Below are 26651 nucleotides of genomic sequence, written 5' to 3' on the forward strand. Positions count from 1 at the left end.
TTCGCACCTTGCGTTGCGCGAAGGCACGGGCGTGCGAAACGGCGGCGAGCATCTGGAGGGGGCCGCCATCACCGATTTTCCCGCATCGATCGATTCCGTCGCCCTGACCGCGTGGATGGATGCCCATGGCCTCGGCTCCGGCGCGATCGAGGCGCCGCGGCAGCTTGCCGGCGGCACGCAGAACATCCTGCTGCGCTTCCGTCGGGCGGGGCGCGATTATGTGCTGCGCCGGCCGCCCGCCAATCCGCGTCCGACCAGCAATCGCGTGATGGGCCGCGAGATCCGGCTGCTCGGTGCGTTGCAGGGCAGCGCGGTGCCGCATCCTGGCCTGATTGCGGCGTGCGAGAACGAAAGCGTGCTCGGCGCGGTCTTTTACCTGATGGAGCCGGTCGACGGCTTCAACCCGACGGCGGAGATGCCGGCCCGAGCGCAGGACGACCCTGCGATGCGCCACCGCATGGGGATCGAGCTGATCGACGGCCTCGCCCTGCTTGCGACCGTCGATCACGAGGCTGCCGGTCTCGGCGATTTCGGGCGGCTCGACGGATTCCTCGAGCGCCAGGTGGGCCGCTGGGCCGACGAGCTCGCCGGCTATGCGCGCTTCGAAGGCTGGAGCGGCCCTGCGGCGCTCGGCGACGTGGCGGCGGTAGGGGCCTGGCTGGAGGCGCATCTGCCCGCGCGGTGCCAGCCCGGCATCATCCATGGCGACTATCATATCGGCAACCTGATCTACGGCCCGGACGGCGGGCTGCTGGCGATCGTCGACTGGGAAATGGCGACGCTCGGTGATCCCCTGGTCGATCTCGGCCGGCTGCTGCTGAGTTGGCCGGAGGATGGGGTGCGTACCCCTTATACGATGCGCGTCGAGCCCTTGGACGGCTTTCCGACGCGCGCCGAGCTGATCGCACGCTATGCCGAGCGCTCTGGGCGGGATCTCGCCGAGCTGCCGTGGTTCATGGTGCTTTCCGCCTACAAGCTCGGCCTCATCTTCGAAGGCAGCCACGCCCGAGCGCAGGCCGGCCTCGCCGATCCTGCGACGGGCGAGCGGCTGCACCGCGCTGCCGTCGCGCTGCTCGACGAAGCGCGCCGCATCATCGCAACTTCCTGAACGGGACGCATCACAGTCATGGATTTCGACCTTTCTCCCCGCCAGCGCGATCTCCAGCGCCAAGTGCGCGCTTTCATGGCGGATCATGTCGTATCGGCGGTGCCTGCCTATCAGGTCGCGCTGGCCGAGGAGCGCTGGCGGCAGCCGGACGTCCTGCAGACGCTGAAGGCCAAGGCGCGCGCGGCGGGCCTCTGGAACCTGTTCCTGCCGCCTTCGCCCGAGCATGATCATGGCGACTTCAGGGGCGCGGGGCTCTCCAATCTCGACTATGCGCCGCTCGCCGAGGAGATGGGGCGGATCACCTGGGCGTCGGAGGTGTTCAACTGTTCCGCGCCCGACACCGGCAACATGGAAGTGCTGCACCGCTACGGCACGCCCGAGCAGCAGGAGCGGTGGCTGCGGCCCTTGCTGGCCGGCGAGATCCGATCGGCCTTTGCGATGACCGAGCCCGACGTCGCTTCGTCCGACGCGACCAATATCGAGACGCGCATCACCCGCGACGGCGGCGACTATGTCGTGAACGGCCGCAAATGGTGGATCTCCGGCGTCGGCGATCCGCATTGCAAGCTGATCATCCTGATGGGCCGCAGCAATCCTGATGCGCCGCGCCATCAGCAGATGTCGCAACTCCTGATCCCGATCGACACGCCCGGCGTGCGAATCGGCCGGATGCTGACCAACTTCAACTATGACGATGCGCCGCATGGGCATTTCGAGCTGGCGCTGGACGATGTGCGCGTACCCGCGGCGAACATGATCCTGGGCGAGGGGCGCGGCTTCGAGATTTCGCAGGGCAGGTTGGGGCCGGGACGCATCCATCACTGCATGCGCATCATTGGCATGGCGGAAGTCGCGCTGGAGAAGATGGTGCGCCGGCTGATCGGCCGCTCCACCTTCGGCCGCCGGCTGATCGACCAGAGCGTGTGGGAACAGCGTATCGCACAGGCGCGGATCGATATCGAGATGGCGCGGCTTTTGACGCTGAAGGCCGCCGACATGATGGACAAAGTCGGCAACAAGGTGGCGCGGCTGGAGATCGGGATGATCAAGGTGGCGGCGCCGCGCATGGCGCTCAGGATCATCGACGACGCGATCCAAGCCTATGGCGCGGGCGGGCTCGACAGCGACGCCGGCACCGCCGCCCTGTTCGCGCGGGTTCGCGCGCTACGCATCGCCGACGGGCCGGACGAAGTGCACGCCCGCACCATCGCGCGGCTGGAGCGCGCAAAATATGAGGAGAGATAGAGAGGCGGAAATCACCGGTGCCGATCTGCAAAGTCAAGCTCGCATGCAAGATCAGTCAACGCCCTGCGGACTCCGCACCGTTATGATGTCCGGCAACAATAATCGTGGTCTATCTGGATAGAAAGAGAGGGGGAGGTCAAATGAACATCAGGCAATTGCGCGTCGCTTTGCTCGCCACCGCTGCGGGCGGGACATTTTTCGCAGCCGCGCCCGTTCTGGCGCAGGAGCAAGCCACGCAGGCCCAAGACGCGTCGAGGGGCGTGGACGACATCATCGTCACGGCGCGCAAGCGTGACGAGACCTCGATTGCGGTGCCGGTGAGCATCACCGCGGTAGGCGCGGCCGAGCTGCAGCGCCGCGCCATCAACAATGTCGACGCCATCGCTCGCCTGGTCCCGACGCTGATCGTGGGTGAAGGCGGCGGTACCGTGCAGGGCGGCATCATTGCCATTCGCGGTCTGGCGGGTGCCGACAATAACCCGCTCAACGATCAGGCCGTCTCGTTCAATGTCGACGGCGTCGGTATCGGCCGTGCCACGGTGCGCCGCATGTCCGAACTTGATGTCGAGCAGGTCGAAGTCCTGAAGGGGCCACAGGCGCTCTTCTTCGGAAAGAACAGCCCGGCGGGTATCATCTCGATCCGTTCGGCGGACCCGACGCCGAACTTCCAGGCGAAGCTGACGACCGGCTACGAATTCGTGGCCCGTGAAATCCGGACGGAAGGCTATGTCTCGGGACCGCTGACCGACAGCCTTGGCTTTCGCATCGCCGGCTCGCTATCCGACATGAAGGGTTGGGCGAAGAATTATGCGCCGCAGACGGGAACCGCGAATATTTTTCCGCCCGAGCATTCCCGCTCGCCCAACAAGACCGACTGGGCGGTACGCGGTACGCTGAAGTTCGACAATGGCGGCCCGTTCAAGGCGCGCGCAAAGCTCAACTACAGCAGGCTCCGCGGTACGGCATCGACGGCGAACACCCAATATGTCTCCTGTCCATTGGGCCATCCGCAGGGATCGCCGCCGGCTGCGCTCGGCCTGCCGATCGACGACTGCAAGGCCGACAACAAGGTGGGCGTCGGCGATTTCAGCCCCAATATCGCGGGCTATGATCCGGTCTTTCCGGCCGATGGGCACAGCTATCTGCATCAATATCAGATTCTGGGCAGCCTGGAGCTGAATTACGATCTCAACGACAATCTGAAGCTGACGTCAGTCACAGGATATTATAAGGTCAAGTTGCGCAATCTCGGCAATTTTACGCAGAATTACTATGATTCCGCTACGCCCCCAGCGCAAATACTCGCCAGCCTTAACGAGTTGGATCTGCGGGAGACGAGCGAGGAGCTCCGGCTCGCTAGCAGCTTCGATGGTCCGGTCAATTTCATGTTGGGTGGCTTGTATCAGGATTCCTATGCCCGGAGCGCGTCTACGACGTTGCGGAACACGGTGAACCCGATATTCGTGAACAAATATAATTATGTGCAGAATGGGACTGCCTATTCCATCTTTGGCCAGGCAATGGTCGATATCATCCCGACGCTGGAACTATCGGTCGGTGCGCGCTATTCTTACGAGAAGAAGACACTGCCGACTTTGCAGACAGCTTTTGCTACTGCCCCGACGGTGCTGGTGGATCTCACCAATCCGAATCTCGTGCGACGGGTGAGCTTCAATAACCTATCGCCGGAGGCGACCCTGTCCTGGCGTCCCACCAAGGATCTGACGCTCTACGGATCCTATAAGGAGGGTTTCCTCTCGGGTGGCTTCAGCGCCCTGACGCCGACTGCGGGCGTGATCGCGGGCACCCAGCAGGTGACCTATGATCAGCAGATCACCCGCGGCTATGAAGGCGGCATCAAGGCGTCTCTGTTCGATCATGCTCTGCGGCTGAACCTGTCCGCCTATAATTACCGAACGACCGGTCTGCAGGTCGGTGTCACGACGATGGGCGTTCAGCAGGAATTGCGCAACGCAGGCAGCGTCCGTACGAAGGGCGTCGAATTCGATGCGACCTACCGCACGCCGCTGAGGGGCCTCTCGCTCAACGCCGCGGTCAGCTACAACAAGGGCTATTATCTCGACTATCAGGCGAGCTGCTATCGCGGCCAATCGTCGACGACCTGTTTCAACCAGGTCAGTCGCGTTACTCATCAGGTCGCCTTGCTGCAGGATCTGAGCGGCCAACCGCTCGTCCGTGCGCCAAAATGGTCCGGTAATGCCGGGTTCAACTATGAAACGCCGATCAGCACCGGGATGAAGATCGGTATTTCGGGTAATATCAGCCACACCGACAAATATTTTACCGATACGACCAATACGCCCGGGGGTATCCAGAAGGGCTATGAGCTGGTCGACGCGACGGTCCGGCTCGCGGAGACGAATGACCGCTGGGAGGTCGCCTTCATCGGCCGCAATCTCACCAACGAATATTATTTCGTGCGCAGCAGCGACACGCCTTTTACCGGTTCCGCGCCGGGCGCCGCGGTGGTGGGCACGCTGGCCGATACCGCCGCTTCCGTGGGCCGGGGACGCGAACTGATGATGCGCCTGAGCTATCGCTTCGGCCGTTGAGCCGGATTTCGCGACGAGGGGCCCGCCGACCGATGCGGTCGGCGGGCTTTCTTTGACAATCGACGTGACGAATTTGGCGAGCGGGCACGCCTCCGCGCGTTACACGCGGCCTCTCTTCCCGTGAGGGCGGATTCTGACGTTACAAGCTCCGCCCACCGTCAACGATCAGCGTCTGGCCGGTCGTATAGCTGGCAAGCGGGGAGACCAGGTAGAGCGCGGCGCGGGCGACATCCTCGGGCAGGCCGAGCCGGCCGAGCGAGATGGTCGCCAGGGCGGCCTTGAGTCGGTCGGGATGCTCGGTGGTCACGGCGGTCATCTTCGTCGCGATCATGCCCGGTGCGATGCCGTTGACGCGCACGCCCTCATGCCCCCAGGCGTCGCCCAGCGTTCGCGTCAGTCCGACCACGCCCGCCTTGGACGCCGCATAGCCGGGATTGCCGATCACCGACTTGTAGGCGCCGATCGAACTGATGATGATGATCGTGCCGCCCACGGCCTTGAGCAGGGGATAGAATTTGGTGCAGATATGCATCACGCTGTTGAGGTTGACGTCGATCATGCGGCGGAAGGTCTCGATCTCGAACTCCTTGCGCCGATATTCGACCGCGCCCTGTGCGAGAACGACAATGTCGAGCCGGTCGAAACCTGGATTCCAGGCATCGATCGCAGCGGCGTCGGCGACGTCGAGCTGCGAATAGTCGAGCCCGTCGAGATCGGAGCCTGACGTCGCAGCATAGTCCGCGGGGGTGGCCCGCGTGCCGCAGACATGGACCGAGGCGCCCTGTGCGCGAAAGAGCTGGGCTATGCCGTTGCCGATCCCGCTCGATCCGCCGATGACCAGCGCACGCTTGCCGTCGAGGCGCAGCACGCTCTCCTCGATCGCCATCACAGTGCCACGGTCCGGGCTTCCGCCGCCGAACGCTCGATCGCATCGATCAGCCGGTGCCGGCGGACGGCATCGTCGAAATCGGGATAAGCGCGCGGGGCTCCGCGCAAATGCTCGGCGAAGCGCGCATAGAGCTGCGCCACGTTGACGGACGGGCCGGAAAGCGATCCGGGAACCCAGCGATGCGGCGCGGCAATCGCAATCGGCTCGAGCCGCCGCGCCTCGCCCTGCGCCCCGGCGAGGCTGAGATCGAAGATCTGGCCGTGGCCGCCCTCGGCGGTGATCTGCAAGTCGCCGTGGGTGCCGTTGATCTCCCATGAGAGGCGCGTGCCCCGCGCGATGCCGCCGCGATAATGGATGGCGGCGACGGCTCCGCTCTCCAGCGTGCCGCCGACCACGATCTGATCCGCAGCCGTCTTGGTCAGCATTTCGCCCGTGTCGACTCGGCGGACTTCGGGCTGGCGGATCGCCAGCGTGGCGGAGAGCGAGCGGAACTCGCCCAGCGCGAAGCAGAGCGCGTCGACCGTGTGGCCGAACGGTATGGTCAGCAGGGTCGCGCCATTGGCGCGATCGACGATATAGGCGTTGGGCCGGTCGACCGCGCCGCCCCATTGCATCCCGGATCCGATCAGGGTGGTCGACAGCACCTCGCCGACATAACCTTCGGCGATCATCGCGCGTACCTGCTGGACGGCAGGCGCCATACAGGCCTGCAGGCCGACCATGTGGGCGACGCCGGCTTTTCGCGCATCTGCGGCGATCGCCTCCGCCTCGGCAAGACCGTTGCCGAGCGGCCATTCGCAGAAGACATGCTTGCCGGCAGCGAGCGCGGCCGCGATCAGCTCGCGATGATGGGGCACCTTGACCGTCACCACCACGAGATCGACGCGCGGATCGCGGGCGAGCGCGGCGGCGTCGGTGAAGGCCGCATCCATCGGCAGACCGATGTCGCGCGCCGCCGCCGCGGCCGAGGCCGGCCGCGTCGTCGCGACCGCGGCGATCGCATAGCCGTCGAGGGCGCGCAGAGCGGGAACATGCGCGAGCGCTGCCCAGCTTCGCCCCGGCTCATATCCGATCAGGCCGACGCCGATCTTTGTCATATCGATCCCCTCAGGCGCCGCTGGTCGGATCGACACCGGCCAGCGCCGGGCGTTCGGCGGTGGTCGGGAAGCGGGCGATCTGGTTGCCGCCGCTTATCTGGAGGTTGAGGCCGGTGACGAAGGAGGGGCCGGCGAGCCACAAAGCCGCATCGGCAAAATCGGCAGGCATGCCGATCCGGCCGAGCGGCACCTCCTTGGCCCAGCTCTGCTCCATTCCATCGACTGCCCACAGCGGCCCGGACATCTCCGATCGGATCGCGCCGGGCAGGATCGAATTCACCTTGATCCCGCGCGGGCCGAATTCCTGGGCGGCATAGCGCACCAGGCAGTCGGCCGCCGCCTTGGCGCAGGCATAGCCATAGACATGTTCGAGCGGGTGGGTCGCCGCCATCGACGAGAAGAGAATGATCGAGCCTCCGTTCGGCATCGCCTTCGCCATCTGCCGGACGAAGTGGAGGCTGCCGAAGAAATTGACCTGCATCGAGGTCTCGACGTCGCCGAGCGGCGTGTTGGCGATTGTGCCGCCGACCGGCAAGCCGCCGGCATTGACCGCGATGTCGAGACTGCCGAACTCGGCGAAGGCGCGCTCAGCGAGCGCGGTGATGTCCGCCTCGCTGGCAAGGTCGCAGCGCTGCGCGATGCCGCCGATCTTGCCGGCGAGCTTCCTGAGCGGCTCCTCGCGCCGCGCGGCGACGATCACCCTGGCGCCCTCGGCCGCGAAGCGCTCCGCGATCGCCCAGCCGGTGCCTGCCTCCGCGGAGGCGCCCAGCACGACGGCCGTCTTTCCTTCAAGCTGCATGATCATCCCCACTTCAGATTGTCGCGCCCGCAATATGCCCTTCCCGGATCGCGGTTTCGAGGAAGCGCGGCGAGTTGGCGTCGCCGACGACCCTGATGTCGCTGTTGCGCTCCGACAGTGCATCGAAGATCTGGCGGTTGCTGCGGTTGGCGGTAACGATCACCACCGTGTCGGCCTCCAGTCGCTCGATGTCGGTCGTCTCGTCGGTCAGCACCACGGGGCCGATCACGACATGGCCCGGCTCGATCGCGATCGGGCGCATGCGGGTAATCTGGCGGAACGGCTTGCCGGCCATACGTGTCAGAAACGGCTCGACCATCAGCGCGCCCTGGATCAGCTGGCCGAACATCCGCTGGCGGGTGACATAGGTGACGGAAAGGCCTTTCTGGATCAGATGCTCGGCCGCAGCCATGCCCTCATAATGGCCGACATCGTCGATCACCGCTGCGGAGCGCCCAAGATCCTCCGGCGGATACATGAACAGCTCCAGCGGTGAGATCACGCCCTTGCGATCGATGTTCTTGACGGGTTGGCCAGGATGCGAACCGATCACGCCATCCATCCGCGGCAGCGATCCCGTCGCCACGATCACCGCGTCGGCGCCAGTATCGATCACGTCATTCTCGTCCATATAGCTCGACAGGCGAACCTCGACGCCGAGGCGATAGACCTCCTCCTCGAGCCAGGTGAGGATATCGCCCATCTGGTGCCGGGTCGGCGCCCTCGCCGCAGCGCGCAGCGTGCCTCCGAGATGCGAATCCGCCTCGGCGAGGATCACCTTGTGCCCGCGCAGCGCGGCCACGCGCGCCGCCTCCAGCCCGGCGGGGCCGCCGCCGACGACGAGCACGGTCTTCGGCTCGGCGGCAGGAACCAGCCGGTGATCGCCCAATGTCTGCTCGTTGCCTGCGCCGACATTGACGGTGCATTGCAGGCCGGATTGCCAGAGATAGACGACATTGGCGACGCATGCCTGGTTGCAGGCGATGCAGGGGCGCACGCGGTCCGCCTTGCCGGCAAGGCTCTTGTTGACCAGATCCGGGTCGGCGATCATCGCACGTACCAGTCCGACCATGTCGGCATCGCCGTCGCGGATCAGCTGATCGCACTCCTCCAGCGTGCGATAGCGGCCGACGACCATCGTCGGCAGCTTGACCGCGCGGGTGATCGGCACGCTCGTCGGCATCTCATAGCCCATCGGCTCATGCATGCCGCCGACCATCTTGGTGTAGCTGTTGTAGTTGCCGATCGAGACGTTGACATAGTCGATCAGCCCGCGTGCCTCCAGCAATTGGGCGATACGGATATTGTCGTCGACATCGTTACCGCCGACAGTGAGATCGGGCGCGACGCGCACGCCGACGACGAAGTCGGCCGAGACGGCGCTGCGGATCGCGGCGAGCAGTTCCAGGATGAAGCGGGCGCGGTTGTCGAACGGGCCGCCATACTCATCCTCGCGCCTGTTGGTGTTGGCCGAGAGGAATTGCGAGGGCAGGTAGCCATGCGCGCAGTGGACGTCCACGCCATCGAGGCCATAGCGCTCCATGCGCACGGCGCAGTCCACATAGGCGCCGATGATCGTGTCGATCATCGTCTTGGTCATCGCGACCGGCACGATGCCGGTCTCGACGCCGGGGTTGTCGGAGGGTGCCCAGGGCGGCGAGCCGTCCGCCGGCACGATGTGCTGGCCGGCATGCCAGAGCTGCTGGAAGATCCGCATGCCGTGCGGTGCGCAGCGATCGACCAGCTCGCGCATGCCGCCCTCGATCGCAGGATCAAAGATGTTGAGGCAGAATGCGGAGGTCGGGTGGACCGAGCCTACCTCCAGGATCGACAGCGCCGCGCCGCCGCGCGCCCGTGCCTCATGATAGGCGATCAGCCGTTCGTTCATCGTCCCCTGGCCGAGCACGGTGCCGTGCGCCGGGCGGAAGATGCGGTTCTTGAGCTCGATCGCGCCGATCCGGATCGGCTTGTCGACATGCGTATAGGCCACGGTCTCTCCTGCCCGTAGGGGCCGCTCAGCGTTGGCGCAGGCGGGCCACAGTTTCCGCGAGATCGGGATGGGCCATCGACTGCATCTCGAGGGCGATGCCCAGTTCGAAAGCTTCGCCCATGCGCGCGCGCGTCATCGTCGCAAAGGCGCGCTTGGTGCCGTTCACGCCTTCCGCCGGAAGCGCCTTGATCCGCCCGGCTATGGCGCGTGCCGCGGGAAGGACATCTTCAGGCGTCTCGGCCAGCTCGGTAACGAGGCCAAACGCATAGGCCTGCTCACCGGTGATGATGTCGCCGGTCAGCAGATAGCGTTTGGCCCGGTTGAGTCCGATCGATTGCGCCCAGGCGATCACGCCGCCGTCTCCCGCCACGAGGCCGACCGCGACATGGGTGTCGGCAATCTTCGCGCCGCGCCAGGCGACGACGATGTCGGCCATGCTGGCGATCGTCGCGCCGAGCCCGATCGCGGCGCCCTGCACCGCGGAGATCACTGGCAACGGCAGGTCGATCAGGCCGTTGAGCACATTGCGCGCATCGCGCATCATCTGGTCGCGGATGCTGGCGGAGCGATGCGCGTCCAGCATCTCGTCGAAATCGCCACCGGCCGAGAAGGCACGACCGTCCGCCGCCACGATCAGCACGCGGACGCCCTCGGTCGCGGCGATCCGGCGGAGCGCAGCGACGAACTCGACATGCGCGACCGCGTCGAAGCGGTTGAGCAACTCCGGCCGGGCCAGATGGATTTCGGCAATCCCCTCATCGATGGTGAGCCGAAGCGTGGTGAAGTCGGCGATGATGACTGTTCTCCTCGGTCGTGCCTCTGGCGATACCTTGCGGGGCCAGCGCCGGCTTTGTCTGGTCTCGCACTGGCTCATGCGCCGCCGCGCAGAGCGTCGGAGCCGCTGGAATGCGGTGCGCGGCCACGCCAAATCCGGTGAACCGATCGACGGAGAGAAGGAGAGGTTATGTCTGCGCTGGCGGGCAAGATCGCGCTGATTACGGGCGCGACGCGCGGCATGGGGCGGGCGATCGCGCTGCGCTTCGCACGTGAAGGCGCACGGGTCGCGGTCGCGGCGCGGCGGATTGCGGCGGCGGAAGCGCTGGCTGGCGAGATCGGCGATGCCGCGCTCGCGCTCACGCTGGAGGTGACCGATACTGCTGCATGGGACGCGGCGGTCGCCGCTGTCGACGCGCGCTGGGGACAGCTCGACATCCTCGTCAACTGCGCTGGCATCACCGAGCAGGGGACGACCGAGGAGACGTCGCTCGAATCCTGGCGTCGACTATTTGCGGTCAATCTCGACGGGCCGTTCCACGGCTGCCGCGCGGCGCTGCCGCTCATGAAGCGGAGCGGGCAGCCGGGCAGCATCGTCAATGTCTCCTCGGTGTTCGCCCAGCGCCCGATGCCGGGCTTCGCCGGCTATTCGACGTCGAAGGCGGCGCTGACCAGCTTCACCAAGGTGCTCGCCCTCGAATGCGCTGCGGCGGGCTTGCCGATCCGTGTGAACAGCCTTCATCCCGGTGGCACCGAGACGGAGATGCTCGAGCAGGCGCTGGCGGACACAGGCCTGCCGCGCGAGGAAGCCTATGCGCATTTTTCCGCGATTCATCCGATGGGACGGATGGGCAAGGTGGAGGAGGTGGCCGAGGCCTGCCTGTGGCTGGCGTCCGATGCGTCGAGCTTCACGACTGGGCAGGAGCTCAATGTGGACGGGGCGAGCGCGATCCGGCCGTGAGGGGGAAGGGGTAATTGGACGATGTGCTAAGCTCGGAGCCTTTTTCCATCATACTGGCAAAAGTCAGGATCCATTAGCCGCAGCGCGGCGCTTCATTGGCAACGCGGCGGCAAATGGATCCCGGATCAAGTCCGGGATGACGAAAGAAGAAGAGCGCAAGCGAGTGAAGTGCCGTCACTCCGCAGCAGCGGCCTGATTATGCATATAGCCCCCAAGCGACGCAGCCCGCGCCTGCTCGGCAATGTCGTTCGCCGCAATGAAACCGAACACCATCGCCGGCCCGATCGTGCCGCCCGCACCGGGATAGCAGTTGCCGAACGGCGATCCCGACGCATTGCCTGCGGCATAAAGGCCCGGGATCGGCTGCCCCTCCCGATCGAGCACGCGGGCGCGGGCGTCCGCCTTGAGGCCGCCCTTGGTGCCGAGGTCGCCGAGATTGACCGGGATGGCGTAGAAGGGCGCCTTGCCGATCGTGCCCAGGCAGGGATTGGGTATGAGCGTGGGATCGCCGAAATTGCGATCATAGGCGGTGTCGCCGCGGCCGAATTCGGGATCCTTGCCGGTGCGGGCATAGTCGTTCATTCGCGCGACCACCTGCTTCAGTTTCTCGCCGTCGAGCGCGATCTTGTCGGCCAGCGCGTCGAGCGTGTCGGCCTTGAAGATATAATGATCCCACCAGTCGGGTGGAATGCTGCGATCGGGCATGATCGCGTCGGGCATGATCCCGCCCGCGGGGAATTTGTAGCGGAAGGTGGCATCGAAAATCAGCCAGCAGGGCGTGTTCGCACCCGTGGCGACTTGATCGCGCAGCATCGCATCGCCGAACCGGTCATAGCCGCACGCCTCGTTCACGAACCGCTCGGTGTTGCGGTTGACGCAGACGCTGTGCGGGCGGCCGACGTCGAACACCGCCTGGTGAATCTCCTCGAAATTGGAGACGCCCTTGATCGGCGTCGGCATGGTCGGCACCCACCAGCCGGTCTCGGTGAATTCGGTGTCGGCACCGATGGCGAGCCCGGCCTCAAGCAGCTTGCCGTCGTTTGCGTCCTCGGGCGTGCTGCTCCAGCGGATGCTGCCGGGCACGGTGAAGAAGCGGTCGCGCAGCGACTGGTTCCATTCGAAGCCGCCGGCGCAGACGATCACGCCCTGGCGCGCCTGGATAGTGGCGACATTGCCGTAGCGGCGGGTGCGCACGCCGGTGACGCGACCGCCCTCGACAACCAGTTCCTCGACCGCAGTGCCGAGCCGCACCTCGACGCCCTTTTCGATCAGGCGCTGGCGCAGAGGGCCGATCAGCGCGCCGCCGAGACTCATCAGCCGATCGCGCCGGGTGAGACGGCGCGTGCCGAAGTCGGTCCAGTAGCGGCCGGTGACCTTGGCGAGGGTCAGTAGCCAGCCTTTGGCGCGAGATGCGATCGTGTTGGTTTCGACGAAGTCCATCGTGTAGCGGTTCAACAGCTTGAACCGGGTGAACTGCTCGCGCATCGTGGTGAAATGGTCGCCGAGCTTGCGGCCGTCATAGATAGGAAAGACGATCGAGCGGTCGGCCCGCGCGCCGGGCGCTTCCGCGAAATAATCGGGCCAGGGCATCACCACCGGCTCCATGCTGATGCTCTTCAGGAACGCGACCAGCTCCGATCCGGTGTCGACGAACGCTTCGACGCGGTCGCGTCGGATCGGGCCGCTCGTGACGGCATCGAGATAGCGGAAGGTTTCCTCCTTGCTGTCATCGGTCCCGAGACGATGATTGGGCACCCAGATCACCCCACCCGAGGTAGCGGAAGTGCCCCCATATTTATGCGCCTTCTCGATTACGAGCACGCTCAGACCAAGCTCGCGCGCGCGGACTGCGGCCGTCATGCCAGCCGCGCCCGATCCGGCTACGATGACGTCGTAAATCTCCATAAACCTCTCCTGGCCTGTTGCGGGCGAGACTAACGAGACGCGCCCGGAAGCGCGACGGGAGTGCGGCTGGCGACGCGCGTGGTTGCGGGTGGGGGCAAGAATGATTTCTAAAGCTTCCCCCGCTTACGGGAGAGGCTCTGGAAATTTATACCGGCAGCTCATCCATACGCGCCGCGCGCGTCAGATGCATGCCGCCGCTCACTGGTAGGTTCACTCCGCTGACATAGCGCGCCTGCTCCAGAGCGAGCACGGCTTCGGCAAAATCCTCCGGCAGGCCGACGCGGCCGAGCGGAACCTCGCGCGCCATGATTGCCTCGGCGGCCGGATTGGCGAAGAGCGGGGCGGCGAGCTCGGTCTTGATCGGACCGGGAAGGATCGAGTTCACCCGGATGCCGCGCGGGCCATATTCGAGCGCGGCGAAGCGGACCAGGCAATCGGTCGCCGCCTTGGCGCAGGCATAAGGGAAGAAAGGCAGGATCGGCTGCATCGCAGCGGAGGAGGAGATCAGCGCGATCAGCCCGCCGTCGCGCATCGCCGCCGCCATCTCGCGCACGAAGCTGACCTGGCCGAGATAGTTCACGGAGAGTGCGCGCTCGACCGATGCCTGCGGCGTTTCGCCGATCAGGCCCATGATCGGCAGGGCGGCGGAGTTCACCGCGATGTCGATTGGGCCGAAGCGATCCCGCGCCTCCTGCGCCAGCGCCGCGACCTGCTCGGGCACGCCGGCGTCGCAGACCACGGCATGGCCGTCGATTCGCTGCGCCAGCGTTTCCAGCGGACCGCGCCGCCGGGCGGCGACGACGACATGCGCGCCTTCGGCGGCAAGCGTCTCGGCGATCGTCCAGCCGGTGCCGCCCGCGGCCGACGCGCCGAGCACCACCGCGACCTTGCCCTCCAGCCGCGCCATTGCCTCAGCCCTCGATAGCGGAGAGGAAGGCGACCGTACCCCGATCGCCCTCGCGGCGTAGCGCGGTGGACTCCAGCTCGAACTTCACGCCCGGCACCGTCTCGTTGACCAGCGGATTGCCGCCCCACCAGACGATGCGGCACACCCGCTTGCCGATCCGCCAGCCTTGCGCGGTACGGACCAGCCCATCGTCATACCAGCCCTGGCCTTCCCAGAAACTGCCGCCGTCGAGGCCGCGCCGGATCAGCCGCCAGGTCGCATAGGTGAGCGCGTTGGCGCGATCGCCGTCGACATGAACGAGATGGCTCATCATCGCATGCTGGGTGGCGTCGAACGGGTCATGATAGACGGCGAAGTCCGACTTGAACGTCGCGAGATCGCGCCAATGCGCCGACGGGCTGTAATCCGCGTCGATATCGTCGGTGAAGATACGGTCGAACAGCGCCCAGCGCTGCGTGTCTACCGCGAAGCCATAGAGATTGACGACTTGCTTGATCGCTTCGATGTCGGTTTCGGCCATGTCCGCTTCCCTCCTGTGTGCCTTCACCCTTCACCAGGTCGCGACCGCTTCGACGAAACGTTCGCCGAAAGCGGCGATGCCGTTTGCGAGCCCTGCTTCGTCGAGCGGCAGCTCGCCGGCGGTGACGAGATTGAATTCGGTGACGCCTGCGTCGCGATAGCGCTTCAAATCGTCGATGTCGGTGGAACTGAAGATGCCGCAGACGATGCGCAGCGCCTCGGGATCGCGGCCTTCATCGCGGGTGAGCGCCTTCAGCTTCGCGATCCGCGCCGGCGCCTCCTCGACCGGCAGCTTGAATGCGATCCAGCCGTCGCCCGAGCGCGCGACGCGCCTGAGCGCGGGATCGCTCTCTCCGCCGATCAGGATCGGCAGGTCGTTGCCGCGCACCGGCTTGGGATAGAGATAGGCGTCGTCGAACGACACGGTCTCGCCGGCGAAACGGGCGGGTGCGTCGCGCCACAGGCTGCGCAGCGCCGCGATATGCTCGTCCATGCGCTTGCCGCGATGGGGCCAGTCCGCCCCGACCGCGTCATATTCCTCCTTGCACCAGCCGATGCCGGCCCCGAGCACGACGCGCCCGCCGCTGAACGCATCGAGCGTCGCGATTTCCTTGGCGAGCACGACGGGATTGCGCTGCGGCAGGATCAGAATGCCGCTGCCGACCTCGATCCGGCTGGTCGCCGCGGCCGCCCAGGCCATCGCCATCAGCGGATCGACGATCGGCACCCGCGGATCGGGAATCGGCACGTCGGTGCCGTAATCGCCGACATAGGGATAGCGCGATTCCGGATAGCGGCCGAACAGCAAGACATGCTCGCCGATCCAGAAGGTCGAGAAGCCGGCGCGCTCCGCGGCCTGCGCCGAGCGGCGGACGATAAGGCCGCTCGCAGCCTCGCCGACCCCCGCGCAGCAAATCCCGACCTTCATGCCTCTCTCCATCCGCTTCGTTTGACGGACGGCTATCGGGCGCGGGGCAGGAGCAAAAGCGCTGCCCGCCGGAGTTCGCCCAGCATCAAGCGGCGCTTCCGGAGCGAGCAAGCGGGACGCGCCCGGCGGCTGCGCTTTGCCTCTGGCCGAACCCGATGTTGCCCGGCGCGCGTCCAGCGCTGGCCCGCGCCGCCGCCGTGCCGCATCGGGGGGAGACGATTGGGTGGAGGGGTTGGAAATTGGCTGCGTTCGATCTGCCGCGCCCGGCTTTCATGGACAGCGAGGAACTGCGCATGTTCGAGGATGCGGTCGACCGCTTCCTGGACGATCATGCCTCGCCGGCCGAGACCGCGCGCTGGCGCGAGGAAGGGGCGGTGGATCGCGAGACGTGGCGCGCTGCCGGTCGTGCCGGGCTGCTCGGGCTGTGCGTGCCCGAAGCCTATGGCGGGCCGGGCGTGGATTTCCGCTACGACGCGGTGCTGATGGAACGGCAGGGGCTCAAGAACGCGCTCGGCTTCGCCCTGTCGCTGCACAATGCCGTCGTCGCGCCCTATCTGGTCGACTATGCCTCGGAGGAGCAGAAGGCCCGCTGGCTACCGGGCGTAGTGAGCGGCGAGACGATCCTGGCGGTTGCGATGAGCGAGCCCGCTGCGGGCTCCGACCTGCAGGGCATGCGCACTATCGCGCGGCGCGACGGCGACCATTATGTCCTCAACGGCCAGAAGACGTTCATCTCGAACGGGCTGCACGGTACGCTGATCGTCGTGGCCGCCAAGACCGATCCCGGCGCGGGCGCGAAGGGCATCTCGCTCTTCGCGGTGGAGACTGACAAGGTCGACGGCTTCGCGCGGGGGCGGCTGCTCGACAAGCTGGGGCAGGAGGGGCGCGACACCGCCGAAATCTTCTTCAACGACATGCGCGTGCCCGCCGAGAATCTGCTTGGCGGCACGGAAGGCCGCGGCTTCGCCATGCTGATGGAAAAGCTGCCGCAGGAGCGGCTGGTCATCGCCTGGCAGGCGATCGGCATGATCGAGGCGGCGCTGACGGTGACGCTGGATTATGTGCGGGACCGCAAGATCTTCGGGAAGACGCTGTTCGACATCCAGAACACGCAGTTCAAGCTCGCCGAATGCAAGACCCAGGCGACGGTGGCGAAGACCTTCCTCTATCATTGCACGGACATGTTGCTCCAGAACAAGCTGGACGCGGCGACCGCATCGATGGCGAAGCTGTTCGTGACCGAGGCGCAGGCGAAGATCGTCGACGAATGCCTGCAGCTATTCGGCGGATATGGCTATATGCTCGAATATCCGATCGCCGAAATGTATAAGGATGCACGCGCCTATCGCATCTATGGCGGTGCCAGCGAGATCATGAAGCTGTTGATCGCGCGCTCGCTCTGAGTAGCGCTTGGCAATGATCAGGGAAAGGATTGGAATGGCCGTCGGGTTCGAAGTGGATGCAGGCGTCGCGATCATCACGCTCAACCGGCCGGAGGCGAAGAACGCGGTCGATCGCGAGACAGCCGAAGCGGTCGGCGCCGCGGTCGAGCGGATCAACGCCGATCCGGACATCCGCGTCGCCGTGCTGACCGGCGCGGGCGGCACTTTTTGCGCGGGCATGGACCTCAAGGCCTTCCTGCGCGGCGAGGTGGTGAGGATGCCCGGCACCGGCTTCGCGGGCATGGCGCAGGCGAAGCTCGCCAAGCCGTTCATCGCCGCGGTGGAGGGTTATGCGCTCGCCGGCGGGTGCGAGCTGGCGCTGGCCTGCGACATGGTGGTCGCGGCTGAGAGCGCGAAGTTCGGGCTGAGCGAGGTCAAGCGCGGACTGGTGGCGAATGCGGGCGGGCTTGTCCGCCTGCCGCGGCAGATCCCGATCAAGATCGCGACCGAGATGGTGCTGATCGGCGACATGATGCCGGCCGCGACGCTCGCCGCGCATGGCCTCGTCAATCGCGTCGTGCCGACCGGCGAGGCGCTGGCGACCGCGATCGAGATGGCGTGCAAGATCGCCGCCAACGGGCCGCTCGCGGTGGCGGTCAGCCGGCGTGTGCTGAGCGAGAGCCTCGAATGGCCGGTGGACGAATTGTTCGAACGCCAGAACGTGCTGACCGCCCCCGTCTTCGCCTCGGCCGATGCCAAGGAGGGCGCGGCGGCCTTCGCCGAGAAGCGCGCGCCCGTCTGGCGCGGCGAATAGGCCAGTCGATGTCTGCCGCCGCGCCGCCGATCGACCATGATCGCCTGCGCACGCTGTGGGATGTGCTGGCGTGGCACGCGCAGGCTACGCCGGACGCGGTCGCACTCGATTTCGAGGGGCGGCAGACCGGTTATGCCGCGCTTCGCAACGCGTCGAGCGGCCTTGCCGGCGCCCTGGCCAGGGAGGGCGTGCGGCGCGGCGAGCGGGTCGCCTACCTCGGCAAGAACAGCGACGTCTATTTCGTCCTGCTCTACGCGCTCGCGCGGCTCGGCGCGGTGCTCGTTCCGCTCAACTGGCGGCTGGCCAAGGAGGAATGGGAATTCATCCTCGCGGATTCCGGTGCGGTCGCCTTGTTCAGCGACGAGAGTTTTGCCGACGCGGCGCGTGCGCTGCGGGCCGATGCCCGGCTGCTCGGCTGGGCGCGGCACGATCCGGCGCTGGCCGACGCGCCGCTGCCCGATGCCGACGATATAGTATTCCAGGTCTATACGTCGGGAACGACCGGGCGGCCCAAGGGCGCGATGCTCAGCCACCGCAACATGCTGGCGCTGCGCGCGCCGGGCTATCGTGCGGGGCTCCCCTGGTTTCCGGGGCGGACGGATACCACGCTCGCCATCCTGCCGGTCGCGCATATCGCGGGTACGGCCTATGCGCTGTTCGGCCTCTATGGCGGCGGGCGCATCGTCATCGGGCGGGAATTCTCGCCGGCGCTGACCCTGGAGCTGATCGCGCGCCAGCATGTATCGCACATGCTGCTCGCGCCCGCGGCGATGCGGCAGATCCTCGATCATCCGGCGGCAGGAGCGACCGATCTCTCTTCGTTGCGCGTCATCACCTATGGCGCATCGCCCATCCCCGAGGAGCTGCTGCGACGCGCGCTCGCCACCTTCGGCTGCGGCTTCGTCCAGATGTACGGGATGAGCGAGGCGGCGGGCGGGGTCGTGGCGCTGTCGCCCGAGGATCATCTTTCGGGCATTGCCGATCGCCTGCGCTCGGCCGGCCGCGCCATGCCCGGCGTCGAGGTTGCGATCCTGGACGAGGCGGGGCGCATCGCGCCGACGGGTGGGCCGGGCGAGATCCTCATCCGCTCGGCCGCGGTGATGCCGGGCTATTGGCGCCTGCCGGAGGCGACGGCCGCGGCGATCACGCCCGAGGGCTGGCTGCGCACCGGCGATGTCGGCCGGATCGATGCCGAAGGCTATGTCTATGTGCTCGACCGGACCAAGGACATGATCGTCTCGGGCGGCGAGAATATTTATCCGGCCGAGGTCGAGAATGCGATCTTCGGCCATCCCGACGTCGCCGACGTGGCGGTGATCGGTGTGCCTTCGCAATGCTGGGGCGAGGAGGTGATGGCGATCGTCGTGCCGCGGGAGGGGAGCGCGCCGACGCTTGAGACGATCGCGGCGTGGGCTCGGCAGCGTATCGCCGGGTTCAAAGTGCCTCGGCAGCTTGCGCTTGTCGCGGAGCTGCCGCGCAATGCAGGGCAGAAGGTACTGCGACGGGAGCTGCGTGAACCCTATTGGCGGGGGGTGGACCGGCGGGTGAATTGAGGTTTATTCACCCCCGCTTTGCCTCTACTTGCAGCGGCCGTTGCCTTGCCCGCCCGCATAGTTCTGTGCGCCAGCCAAGCCCGCTAGGGGTTGGACGATGGAAACGACCAACCTCTCCCAGACCGCCGACCAGCGCCGTTCACGCGAGCCGCTGTACCAGCCGCTGACGATCCGCGGCATGACGCTGTGCAATCGCGTCGTGATGGCGCCGATGACGCGCGGCTTCAGCCCGGACGGCATTCCCGGTGCGGACGTGGCGGCCTATTATCGCCGCCGTGCCGAGGGGCATTGCGGGCTGATCGTGACCGAGGGTGTCGCGATCGACGATCCCGCGGCGCTCGGCGATGCCGGCCTCGACGAGAAGGACGTGCCCCTGCTCGCAGGCGATGCGCCGCTCGCCGGCTGGCGCGAGGTGGTGAAGGGCGTGCACGCGGCGGGCGGCCGCATCGTCGCCCAGCTCTGGCACCAGGGCGTGCTGCGCAAGCCCGGGACGGGAACCCATCCCGAGGAGCCGACGATCAGCCCTTCCGGCATCTGGGGCCCGCTCGGCCGCATGACCTCGATCGCGGCGGACAAGATCCCAGCCGATCCCAAGGTTGGCGAACCGATGAGCGAGGAGCGGATCGAACAGGCGATCGATGCCTTCGTGCGCTGCGCGCGCAATGCGATCGACGTTGGCTTCGACGGCATCGCGCTGCATGGCGGCCATGGCTATCTGATCGACAATTTCCTGTGGGAAGGCACCAACCAGCGTGACGATCGCTGGGGCGGGGACCGCGTCCGCCGCACCGCCTTCGCGGTCGAGATCGTCCGCCGGATCCGTGCCGCGATCGGCGAGGACCGTCCGATCCTGTTCCGCTTCTCGCAATGGAAGCAGCAGGATTTTCGCGCGACCCTGGCCGACACGCCCGAGGAGCTGGCCGAGATATTGTGCCCGCTCGCCGATGCCGGCGTGGACGTGTTCGATGCCAGCGTGCGCTATTTCAACCGCGCCGCCTTCGAGGGATCGCCGCTCAGCCTCGCCGGCTGGGCGCGCAAGGTCACCGGCAAGCTCTCGATGGCGGTCGGCGGCGTCGGGATCAACCAAGGCGTCTACGATACAGGCAAGAAGGCGGCGGCGGTCGACAATGTCGAGCTGCTGCTCGACCGGTTCGAGGCGGGCGAGTTCGATCTCGTCGCAGTCGGGCGCGCGATGCTCGGCGATCCGCATTGGGCGCGCAAGTCACGGCAGGGTGAAGCGATCCGCGCCTATGACGCGGAAGTCGATCTTCGCACCCTGACGTAATGCGGATTGCTTGGCGGAGAACTGTTGGGGTTCGCCCTTGCTCCGCCGTCCGGCCGGCCCGACCAGATGAACCATATTCGCCCGGGCCGATGACGGTCAGGGCCTCCAACGCTGGAAGACCTGATGCAGAATAACCCTGTGATCGTCGATATCGTCCGCTCCCCGATGGGGCGCGGCAAGGCAGGCGGCGCCCTGTCCGAAATGCATCCCGCCGACCTCCTGTCGCAGACCATCGTCGGCCTGATGGAGCGCAACCCGTCGCTGGATCCCGGCATGGTCGATGACCTGATCATGGGCTGCGTCAGCCAGGCGGGCGAGCAGGCCGTGCCCACCGGGCGTACCGCCTGGCTGGCTGCGGGCTATCCGCTGCACGTGCCGTGCACGATGGTCGAGCGGCGCTGCGGGTCGAGCCAGCAGGCGGTGCATTTCGCCGCGCAAGGCATTGCGGCGGGCGCCTACGACATCGTGCTCGCCGGCGGCATCGAATCGATGAGCCGCGTGCCGATGGGCAGCGCGCGCATGGGCAAGGATCCGCATGGCGTCGCCTTCGAGCAGCGTTTTCCGGGCATGGTCGGGCAAGGCATTTCGGCCGAGCTGATCTCCGCGCGCTGGGGCATCGATCGCGAGGCGATGGACGCCTATTCCGCGCAGTCGCACGCACTGGCCGAGAAGGCGCGCGCCGCGGGCGGCCTTGCCCGGGAGATCGTACCGATCGAGACGCCGGGCGGCACGGTGAGCCAGGACGAGACGATCCGCGTCGGCACGACCCCGGAGGGGTTGTCCCAGCTCAAGACCTCGTTCAACAATGACGAGCTCGCCGCGCGCTTCCCCGAGATCCGCTGGAGCATCACAGCCGGCAACAGCTCGCAGATCACCGACGGCGCGTCCGTCGCGCTCATCATGTCGGAGGCGATGGCGAACAAGCTCGGTCTCACGCCGCGCGCGCGCTTCGTCGCATTCGACGTCGTCGCGGACGATCCGCTGCTGATGCTGACCGCGCCGATCCCGGCGACGCAGCGCATCCTCAAGAAGGCCGGGATGACCGTCGGCGATATTGACCAGTTCGAGGTGAACGAGGCGTTCGCGCCCGTTCCGCTCGCCTGGCTCAAGGATCTCAAGGCCGATCCGGCGCGGCTCAATCCGCGGGGCGGCGCGATCGCGCTCGGCCATCCGCTCGGCGCGTCGGGCACGCGGTTGATGGCCTCGCTGATCAACGGGCTGGAGGAGAGCGGCGGCCGCTACGGCCTGCAGACCATGTGCGAGGCCGGCGGACAGGCCAACGCGACCATCATCGAGCGTATCTGAAGGGACAGGGGCATGAAGATCGAAGGTATCGTCGCGGTCGTTACCGGCGGCGCTTCCGGACTGGGACGGGCGAGCGCGGAGCGGCTGGTGGCGCAGGGCGCCAAGGTCGTGATCGCCGATCTCGAAGGCTCGAACGGCGCCGCGGTGGCGGAGGAGATTGGCGGCGGCACGCGCTTCGTCGCGGCGGACGTCACCAGCGAGGCGCAGATGGAGGCGGTGTTCGATGCGGCCGATGAGATGGGGGCCGTGCGCGCGGTGGTCCATTGCGCGGGACGCGGCGGGCCGATCCGCGTGGTCGACAAGAACGGGTTTCCTGGCTCGCTCGAAACCTATGAGACGGTCGTCCGAATAAATCTGATCGGCAGCTTCAACGTGCTGCGTCTCGGCGCAGCCAGAATCGCCAAGACCGACAGCGTGGACGGCGAGCGCGGCGCGGTGGTGCTCACCGCGTCGGTTGCCGCCTATGAAGGGCAGATCGGCCAGATCCCCTATGCGTCGGCCAAGGCCGGCGTCGTCGGCATGACGCTGGTCGCGGCGCGTGACCTGGCGGGGCGTCAGATCCGAGTGTGCACGATCGCGCCGGGCACGTTCGACACGCCGATCCTCTCGCGCCTCACCGACGAGGTGCGCGGTTCGCTCGCGCGGGCGGTGCCGCATCCGGCGCGGCTCGGCCATCCCGACGAGTTCGCGATGCTCGCCTGCCATATCCTCGAAAATCCGATGCTGAACGGCGAGACGATCCGCCTCGACGGTGCCATCCGGATGCCGCCGCGGTGAGCGACCTGCTGCTGCTCGAGGAGGAGGGGGGCGTGCTGACGCTCACCCTCAACCAGCCCGATCTGCGCAATCCGATCTCGGATGCGCCGACGATCGATGCGCTCGTTGCGGCGATCAAGGCGGCGGACCGCGACATCGGCGTTCGCGTCGTGATCCTGACCGGCGCGGGCTCGGCTTTCTCGACCGGCGGCAACATCGCCACAATGAAGAGCGGTGGCGGGCTCAACGATCCGCTCGCCGCCAATACCCGGCGCAACTATCGCGGCGGCATCCAGCGGCTGCCCCTGTTGTTCGAATCGATCGAGGTGCCGGTGATCGCCGCGGTGAACGGCCCGGCGATCGGCGCAGGCTGCGACCTTGCCTGCATGTGCGACATCCGCATTGCTGGCGAAAGCGCGAAGTTTGCCGAGAGCTTCGTCAAGCTCGGCATCGTGCCGGGTGACGGCGGCGCATGGCTGCTGCCGCGCGTCGTCGGTTTTTCGAAGGCGAGCGAGATGGCCTTCACCGGCGACTTGCTCTCCGCCACCGAAGCGCTGGCCTGCGGCCTGGTCTCGCGCGTCGTGCCCGATGCCGAGCTGATGGACGCTGCGCGCGCTTTGGCGGGCCGGATCAGAGCCAATCCGCCGCATGCGGTGCGGATGACCAAGCGGCTGCTGCGCGAGGGGCGGACGGCGAGCTTGTCCGCGATCCTCGAGGCATCGGCAGGCGCGCAGGCGCTGTGCCACGCAACGGAGGATCACGCCGAGGCGGTTGACGCCTTCCTCGGCAAGCGCAAGCCCGTGTTCAAGGGAAGGTGAGGGGGAGGATGAGCGACGCGGCGGACGATCTGCGTGCCGAAGTGCGGGGCTGGCTGGCGGAAAATGTGCCGGCTGATTGGCGCGAGCGGCAGGCCGGCGACGATATCGAGGGCTTCCTCGCCTCGCAGCGCGACTGGCTCCGCCGGCTCGTCTCGGCCGGCTATGCGACGCCGCATTGGCCACAGCCATGGCCCGGCGGTGGCCGTTCGCTGGCCGAGCAGGTTGCGATCTTCGAGGAGATTGCGCGCGCCGATGCGCCGCGGATGAGCCTGTTCTTCGTCTCGCTCTATCATGCCGCGATGACGCTCGTCGAATGCGGTACGGAGGCGCAGAAGCAGCGCCATCTGCCCGCGATCCTCAAAGGGGAGATCTGGTGCCAGGGTTTCTCCGAGCCCAACGCGGGATCGGATCTCGCGTCCCTCCGCTGCCGAGCGGAGCGGCGCGGTGATCGCTACATCGTCACCGGGCAGAAGATCTGGTCGACGCTCGGCCAGTTCGCCGACTGGTGCCTGCTGCTCGTGCGGACGGACAACTCGGGGCCGAAGCAGGCGGGGATCACCTTCCTGCTCATGGACATGAAGTCCAAGGGCGTCGAGGCGAGGCCGATCCGCCAGATCACCGGCGATGAGGAATTCGCCGAGCTGTTCCTCGACGAGGTCGAGATCCCGGTCGAGAATCTCGTGGGCGAGGAGAATCAGGGCTGGCGCGTGGCGCAGACCACTTTGTCCTCCGAGCGTGGCCTGACCTTGGTGGAATTGACCGAGCGCATGGGACGTTCGCTATGGCGGCTGGTCGGCCTCGTCACCGCCGACGGCACCGAACCCGACCGCATCGACGACGAGGCACGACGACGGATCATCGACATCTCGGCGCGCATCGAGGGGCTGCGTGCGATGATCGCGACGTTGATGGCCCGGCGCATCGCCGGCAACGAGGCGGTCGGGGACGCCTCGATCATCAAGCTCGCTTATGCCCGGATTCTGCGCGACTTTGGCGCGCTCGGCCTGAAGCTGCGCGGCGCGGCTGCACAGCGCGAGACGCGCTATGTGCTCGGCGCCGGCTATGAGACCAGCAACTGGATGTTCGATTTCATGAACTCCTATCAGTGGAACATCGCGGGCGGCGCCAACGAGATCCAGCGCAACATCATATCCGAGCGCGTGCTCATGATGCCGCGGGAGAAGCTGGCATGAGCATGACCGAGACGATCGACGCCATCGAGACGATCGAGCCGGGGGAATTGCGCGCCGTCGCCGCCCGCCTGCTCGCGGACAAGGTGGACCGGCGCGCGGGCTGGGGCGGGCGGCTGCCCGAGAGCGGCGCGCTGGAAGCGGAGATGGCGGCGCTCGGCTGGCCGCTGCTCACCATAGCGGCGGCATCCGGCGGGCTCGGCCAGAGCTTCGCCGCGCTCGCGCCGATTTACGAGGAGATCGGGCGGGCCCTGGCGCCGGTCACGATCGCGGCGACGATGGCGGCGGTCGACGTGCTGGTGACGGATGGGAGCGGCGCGACCGGTGGGCTGCTCGACCGGATCGGCGCGGGCGAGGCGCGGGTCGCGATCGCCTTCGCGGCGACGAGCGGCGCAGAACTGACCCTGGAAACCGTGCCGGCGGCGACCAGCGCGACCGACCTGCTGCTGATCCCGGCCGATGATGGGAGCCCCGTCCTGCTGGTCGGCCTGGCAGATGCCGAAATCGAGGCGATCGAAGTATGGGACCGCACCCGGCCGTTCGGTGATATCCGGGTATCTCTGGCCGGCGCGACGCCGATCGGCATCGTGACCGCCGAAGCGCGCCGTATCGCGCGCGCGCATCTCGATCTGGCGCTGGCCTGGGACAGCGTCGGCGCGGCGCAGCAGGTGCTGGCCGAGGCGGTTGCCTATATGGGAACGCGCAAGCAGTTCGACCGGCCGATCGGATCCTTCCAGGCGCTCAAGCATCGCGCCGCGGACCATAAGGTGGCGATAGAGGTCGCCCATGCGCTCGCCCGCCAGGCCACGGCCGTTTATGCGGCGCGCGAGGCAGGATGGGACCATCTCGCGGGGCAGGCGCGGCTGCTGGCGGTCGACGCGTTCCGCGCGGTCGCCGAGGATGCCGTCCAGTTCCACGGTGGCATCGGCTTTACGTGGGAGCATGATTGCCACCTCTTCCTCAAGCGCGCGCTGATGAACGAAGTGCTCGGCGAGACGCAGGAACAGGTCCGCGACCGCATCGCGCCGGCGATCATCGCCAAGGCATTGGCGGGCCGTTAGACTCGCACGAGCGGCTATCGATCTCCCAATCCTCCACATCGTCCCAGCAGAGCCACTCGGGCGGCTCCGGCTCGTCGCGGCCGGGTGGTGCGCAGCCATGGGCGCGCCAGTGGCGGCGATGGAGGTCATAGTCGGCGACGCGCTTGCGGGTCTCGGCGATGAGGACGGCGGCTTCGTCGGTGTCGAGATCCGGGCGGCGATAGGGCGACCAGCGATGATCGGGGCAGCGGGAGAGCCAGAAGAGGATGGCCGTGAGCGAAGGCGGCCGCTCGACGATGGTTTGGGTGCGGACCGGCTCGCCATCGTCCGTGAGGAAGATCTTCTCGCGGACATGACTGTAGCCGGTGGCGCGGGCGAAGAGGGCGTGCTCGACGGCATCGTCGGCGGCGGTGCTGGAGAGACGCGCTGCCTGTGCGAAGGCGGCGTGGCGGAGCGTCCATTGGCGGATAGCGGTGGTCGTGACGCCTAAGGCGTGGGCGAGATCATGGTCAAGGGCGCCGTGGTCGGCGAGCGCGCGGGCGACGGGGATGATGGCAGGATCGTAGCGCGCTGCGGGCGCGGGCGGATCGGCGTCGATGGGTTCGACGAGGGGCGCGATGATCGGATCGGGCAGAGGGGGGTGTATGCGATGAGGGAGGGTATCGCCTCCCTGTTCTGCGTCATCCCAGCGCACGCTGGGATCGGTTTCATCCGCCGACCGCTCGCCTGTGGAGAGCGATCCCAGCTTGCGCCGAAGGCGCAGTTCATCCTGAGCGAAGTCGAAGGGTTGGGATGGCCGGGTTGGGCCGAGGG

At 66.9% G+C, this 26651-nt stretch carries 23 protein-coding genes; 13 read left to right on the top strand and 10 right to left on the bottom strand.

The genetic code is table 11. The annotated features are described in order from the left end of the window. Positions 1–13: 13 nt before the first annotated feature. The 3 genes from GQY20_RS22285 (at position 14) to GQY20_RS22295 (ending at position 4926) form a co-directional block, all read left to right on the top strand. The gene (locus tag GQY20_RS22285; RefSeq protein WP_232476196.1) at positions 14–1108 is read left to right on the top strand and encodes a phosphotransferase family protein; all 1095 of its coding nucleotides are present in this window, start codon (positions 14–16) and stop codon (positions 1106–1108) included. Positions 1109–1126: 18 nt separating this feature from the next. After that, positions 1127–2353 carry an acyl-CoA dehydrogenase family protein gene (locus tag GQY20_RS22290; protein WP_157219366.1) on the top strand — a complete coding sequence of 409 codons (1227 nt, stop codon included), beginning with the start codon at positions 1127–1129 and terminating at the stop codon, positions 2351–2353. A 140-nt stretch (positions 2354–2493) separates the two neighbouring features. Next, entirely contained in the window at positions 2494–4926 is a 2433-nt protein-coding gene (locus tag GQY20_RS22295; protein WP_157219367.1) for a TonB-dependent receptor, read from the top strand. A gap of 139 nt (positions 4927–5065) precedes the next feature. Here GQY20_RS22295 and GQY20_RS22300 read toward each other — a convergent pair whose 3' ends face one another. From GQY20_RS22300 to GQY20_RS22320, 5 genes are read right to left on the bottom strand one after another with little or no spacing between them, the layout of a single operon-like run. Then, positions 5066–5812, bottom strand: a complete 747-nt coding sequence (locus tag GQY20_RS22300) for an SDR family NAD(P)-dependent oxidoreductase (RefSeq protein ID WP_157219368.1) — start codon at positions 5810–5812, stop codon at positions 5066–5068. Continuing rightward, positions 5812–6912 carry a Gfo/Idh/MocA family protein gene (locus GQY20_RS22305; protein WP_157219369.1) on the bottom strand — a complete coding sequence of 367 codons (1101 nt, stop codon included), beginning with the start codon at positions 6910–6912 and terminating at the stop codon, positions 5812–5814. The genes GQY20_RS22300 and GQY20_RS22305 overlap by 1 nt, the downstream gene beginning before the upstream one ends. A gap of 10 nt (positions 6913–6922) precedes the next feature. Further along, the gene (locus tag GQY20_RS22310; RefSeq protein WP_232476197.1) at positions 6923–7711 is read right to left on the bottom strand and encodes an SDR family NAD(P)-dependent oxidoreductase; all 789 of its coding nucleotides are present in this window, start codon (positions 7709–7711) and stop codon (positions 6923–6925) included. Between the two features lie 13 nt (positions 7712–7724). After that, positions 7725–9701 (bottom strand): oxidoreductase, encoded by a 1977-nt coding sequence (locus GQY20_RS22315; protein ID WP_157219370.1) that lies wholly within the window; start codon positions 9699–9701, stop codon positions 7725–7727. Positions 9702–9726: 25 nt separating this feature from the next. Further along, positions 9727–10575, bottom strand: coding sequence for an enoyl-CoA hydratase/isomerase family protein (locus GQY20_RS22320; RefSeq protein ID WP_157219371.1), 849 nt, complete (start codon positions 10573–10575; stop codon positions 9727–9729). Between the two features lie 90 nt (positions 10576–10665). Between GQY20_RS22320 and GQY20_RS22325 the strand changes: the two genes are divergently transcribed. Next, on the top strand, positions 10666–11436 hold the full coding sequence (locus GQY20_RS22325) for an SDR family NAD(P)-dependent oxidoreductase (RefSeq protein ID WP_157219372.1): 771 nt from the start codon (positions 10666–10668) through the stop codon (positions 11434–11436). 174 nt (positions 11437–11610) lie between these two features. Here the strand turns inward: GQY20_RS22325 and GQY20_RS22330 are convergent, their stop codons facing one another. The 4 genes from GQY20_RS22330 to GQY20_RS22345 form a co-directional block, all read right to left on the bottom strand. Beyond that, positions 11611–13341 carry an FAD-dependent oxidoreductase gene (locus tag GQY20_RS22330; RefSeq protein WP_157219373.1) on the bottom strand — a complete coding sequence of 577 codons (1731 nt, stop codon included), beginning with the start codon at positions 13339–13341 and terminating at the stop codon, positions 11611–11613. A gap of 145 nt (positions 13342–13486) precedes the next feature. After that, entirely contained in the window at positions 13487–14248 is a 762-nt protein-coding gene (locus GQY20_RS22335; protein WP_157219374.1) for an SDR family NAD(P)-dependent oxidoreductase, read from the bottom strand. A gap of 4 nt (positions 14249–14252) precedes the next feature. Next, positions 14253–14768 (bottom strand): nuclear transport factor 2 family protein, encoded by a 516-nt coding sequence (locus GQY20_RS22340; RefSeq protein ID WP_157219375.1) that lies wholly within the window; start codon positions 14766–14768, stop codon positions 14253–14255. A gap of 30 nt (positions 14769–14798) precedes the next feature. Next, positions 14799–15695, bottom strand: coding sequence for an LLM class F420-dependent oxidoreductase (locus GQY20_RS22345; RefSeq protein ID WP_157219376.1), 897 nt, complete (start codon positions 15693–15695; stop codon positions 14799–14801). Positions 15696–15934: 239 nt separating this feature from the next. Between GQY20_RS22345 and GQY20_RS22350 the strand changes: the two genes are divergently transcribed. The 9 genes from GQY20_RS22350 (at position 15935) to GQY20_RS22390 (ending at position 25859) form a co-directional block, all read left to right on the top strand. Beyond that, complete coding sequence (locus GQY20_RS22350; RefSeq protein WP_157219377.1) at positions 15935–17098, top strand: acyl-CoA dehydrogenase family protein; 1164 nt, start codon at positions 15935–15937, stop codon at positions 17096–17098. 34 nt (positions 17099–17132) lie between these two features. Next, positions 17133–17891: a crotonase/enoyl-CoA hydratase family protein gene (locus GQY20_RS22355; RefSeq protein WP_157219378.1), complete on the top strand. Its 759-nt coding sequence runs from the start codon at positions 17133–17135 to the stop codon at positions 17889–17891. 8 nt (positions 17892–17899) lie between these two features. Further along, entirely contained in the window at positions 17900–19444 is a 1545-nt protein-coding gene (locus GQY20_RS22360) for an AMP-binding protein (RefSeq protein ID WP_157219379.1), read from the top strand. Positions 19445–19541: 97 nt separating this feature from the next. Beyond that, positions 19542–20729 carry an NADH:flavin oxidoreductase gene (locus GQY20_RS22365; protein ID WP_157219380.1) on the top strand — a complete coding sequence of 396 codons (1188 nt, stop codon included), beginning with the start codon at positions 19542–19544 and terminating at the stop codon, positions 20727–20729. Positions 20730–20852: 123 nt separating this feature from the next. Further along, the gene (locus tag GQY20_RS22370; protein ID WP_157219381.1) at positions 20853–22034 is read left to right on the top strand and encodes a thiolase family protein; all 1182 of its coding nucleotides are present in this window, start codon (positions 20853–20855) and stop codon (positions 22032–22034) included. A gap of 12 nt (positions 22035–22046) precedes the next feature. Beyond that, positions 22047–22811, top strand: coding sequence for an SDR family NAD(P)-dependent oxidoreductase (locus GQY20_RS22375; RefSeq protein ID WP_157219382.1), 765 nt, complete (start codon positions 22047–22049; stop codon positions 22809–22811). After that, positions 22808–23608, top strand: coding sequence for a crotonase/enoyl-CoA hydratase family protein (locus tag GQY20_RS22380; protein ID WP_157219383.1), 801 nt, complete (start codon positions 22808–22810; stop codon positions 23606–23608). The genes GQY20_RS22375 and GQY20_RS22380 overlap by 4 nt, the downstream gene beginning before the upstream one ends. Before the next feature lie 8 nt (positions 23609–23616). Further along, positions 23617–24801, top strand: a complete 1185-nt coding sequence (locus GQY20_RS22385) for an acyl-CoA dehydrogenase family protein (protein WP_198351124.1) — start codon at positions 23617–23619, stop codon at positions 24799–24801. Further along, positions 24798–25859 (top strand): acyl-CoA dehydrogenase family protein, encoded by a 1062-nt coding sequence (locus GQY20_RS22390; RefSeq protein ID WP_157219385.1) that lies wholly within the window; start codon positions 24798–24800, stop codon positions 25857–25859. The genes GQY20_RS22385 and GQY20_RS22390 overlap by 4 nt, the downstream gene beginning before the upstream one ends. Here the strand turns inward: GQY20_RS22390 and GQY20_RS22395 are convergent. Beyond that, a complete protein-coding gene (locus tag GQY20_RS22395) occupies positions 25831–26532 on the bottom strand; it encodes a hypothetical protein (RefSeq protein ID WP_157219386.1) in 702 nt (233 codons plus the stop codon). The genes GQY20_RS22390 and GQY20_RS22395 overlap by 29 nt on opposite strands. Positions 26533–26651: the final 119 nt, after the last annotated feature.

This window comes from Flavisphingomonas formosensis, from assembly GCF_009755815.1.
In the GTDB taxonomy this organism is placed as follows: domain Bacteria; phylum Pseudomonadota; class Alphaproteobacteria; order Sphingomonadales; family Sphingomonadaceae; genus Flavisphingomonas; species Flavisphingomonas formosensis.

Excerpts from the sequence above, each read along its gene's own strand:
- GQY20_RS22300 (WP_157219368.1), bottom strand. The coding sequence starts at position 5,812 with ATGGCGATCGAGGAGAGCGTGCTGCGCCTCGACGGCAAGCGTGCGCTG.
- GQY20_RS22295 (WP_157219367.1), top strand. The coding sequence starts at position 2,494 with ATGAACATCAGGCAATTGCGCGTCGCTTTGCTCGCCACCGCTGCGGGC.
- GQY20_RS22305 (WP_157219369.1), bottom strand. The coding sequence starts at position 6,912 with ATGACAAAGATCGGCGTCGGCCTGATCGGATATGAGCCGGGGCGAAGC.
- GQY20_RS22340 (WP_157219375.1), bottom strand. The coding sequence starts at position 14,768 with ATGGCCGAAACCGACATCGAAGCGATCAAGCAAGTCGTCAATCTCTAT.
- GQY20_RS22330 (WP_157219373.1), bottom strand. The coding sequence starts at position 13,341 with ATGGAGATTTACGACGTCATCGTAGCCGGATCGGGCGCGGCTGGCATG.
- GQY20_RS22370 (WP_157219381.1), top strand. The coding sequence starts at position 20,853 with ATGCAGAATAACCCTGTGATCGTCGATATCGTCCGCTCCCCGATGGGG.
- GQY20_RS22310 (WP_232476197.1), bottom strand. The coding sequence starts at position 7,711 with ATGCAGCTTGAAGGAAAGACGGCCGTCGTGCTGGGCGCCTCCGCGGAG.
- GQY20_RS22320 (WP_157219371.1), bottom strand. The coding sequence starts at position 10,575 with ATGAGCCAGTGCGAGACCAGACAAAGCCGGCGCTGGCCCCGCAAGGTA.
- GQY20_RS22325 (WP_157219372.1), top strand. The coding sequence starts at position 10,666 with ATGTCTGCGCTGGCGGGCAAGATCGCGCTGATTACGGGCGCGACGCGC.
- GQY20_RS22335 (WP_157219374.1), bottom strand. The coding sequence starts at position 14,248 with ATGGCGCGGCTGGAGGGCAAGGTCGCGGTGGTGCTCGGCGCGTCGGCC.
- GQY20_RS22390 (WP_157219385.1), top strand. The coding sequence starts at position 24,798 with ATGAGCATGACCGAGACGATCGACGCCATCGAGACGATCGAGCCGGGG.
- GQY20_RS22365 (WP_157219380.1), top strand. The coding sequence starts at position 19,542 with ATGGAAACGACCAACCTCTCCCAGACCGCCGACCAGCGCCGTTCACGC.
- GQY20_RS22355 (WP_157219378.1), top strand. The coding sequence starts at position 17,133 with ATGGCCGTCGGGTTCGAAGTGGATGCAGGCGTCGCGATCATCACGCTC.
- GQY20_RS22345 (WP_157219376.1), bottom strand. The coding sequence starts at position 15,695 with ATGAAGGTCGGGATTTGCTGCGCGGGGGTCGGCGAGGCTGCGAGCGGC.
- GQY20_RS22290 (WP_157219366.1), top strand. The coding sequence starts at position 1,127 with ATGGATTTCGACCTTTCTCCCCGCCAGCGCGATCTCCAGCGCCAAGTG.
- GQY20_RS22375 (WP_157219382.1), top strand. The coding sequence starts at position 22,047 with ATGAAGATCGAAGGTATCGTCGCGGTCGTTACCGGCGGCGCTTCCGGA.
- GQY20_RS22385 (WP_198351124.1), top strand. The coding sequence starts at position 23,617 with ATGAGCGACGCGGCGGACGATCTGCGTGCCGAAGTGCGGGGCTGGCTG.
- GQY20_RS22360 (WP_157219379.1), top strand. The coding sequence starts at position 17,900 with ATGTCTGCCGCCGCGCCGCCGATCGACCATGATCGCCTGCGCACGCTG.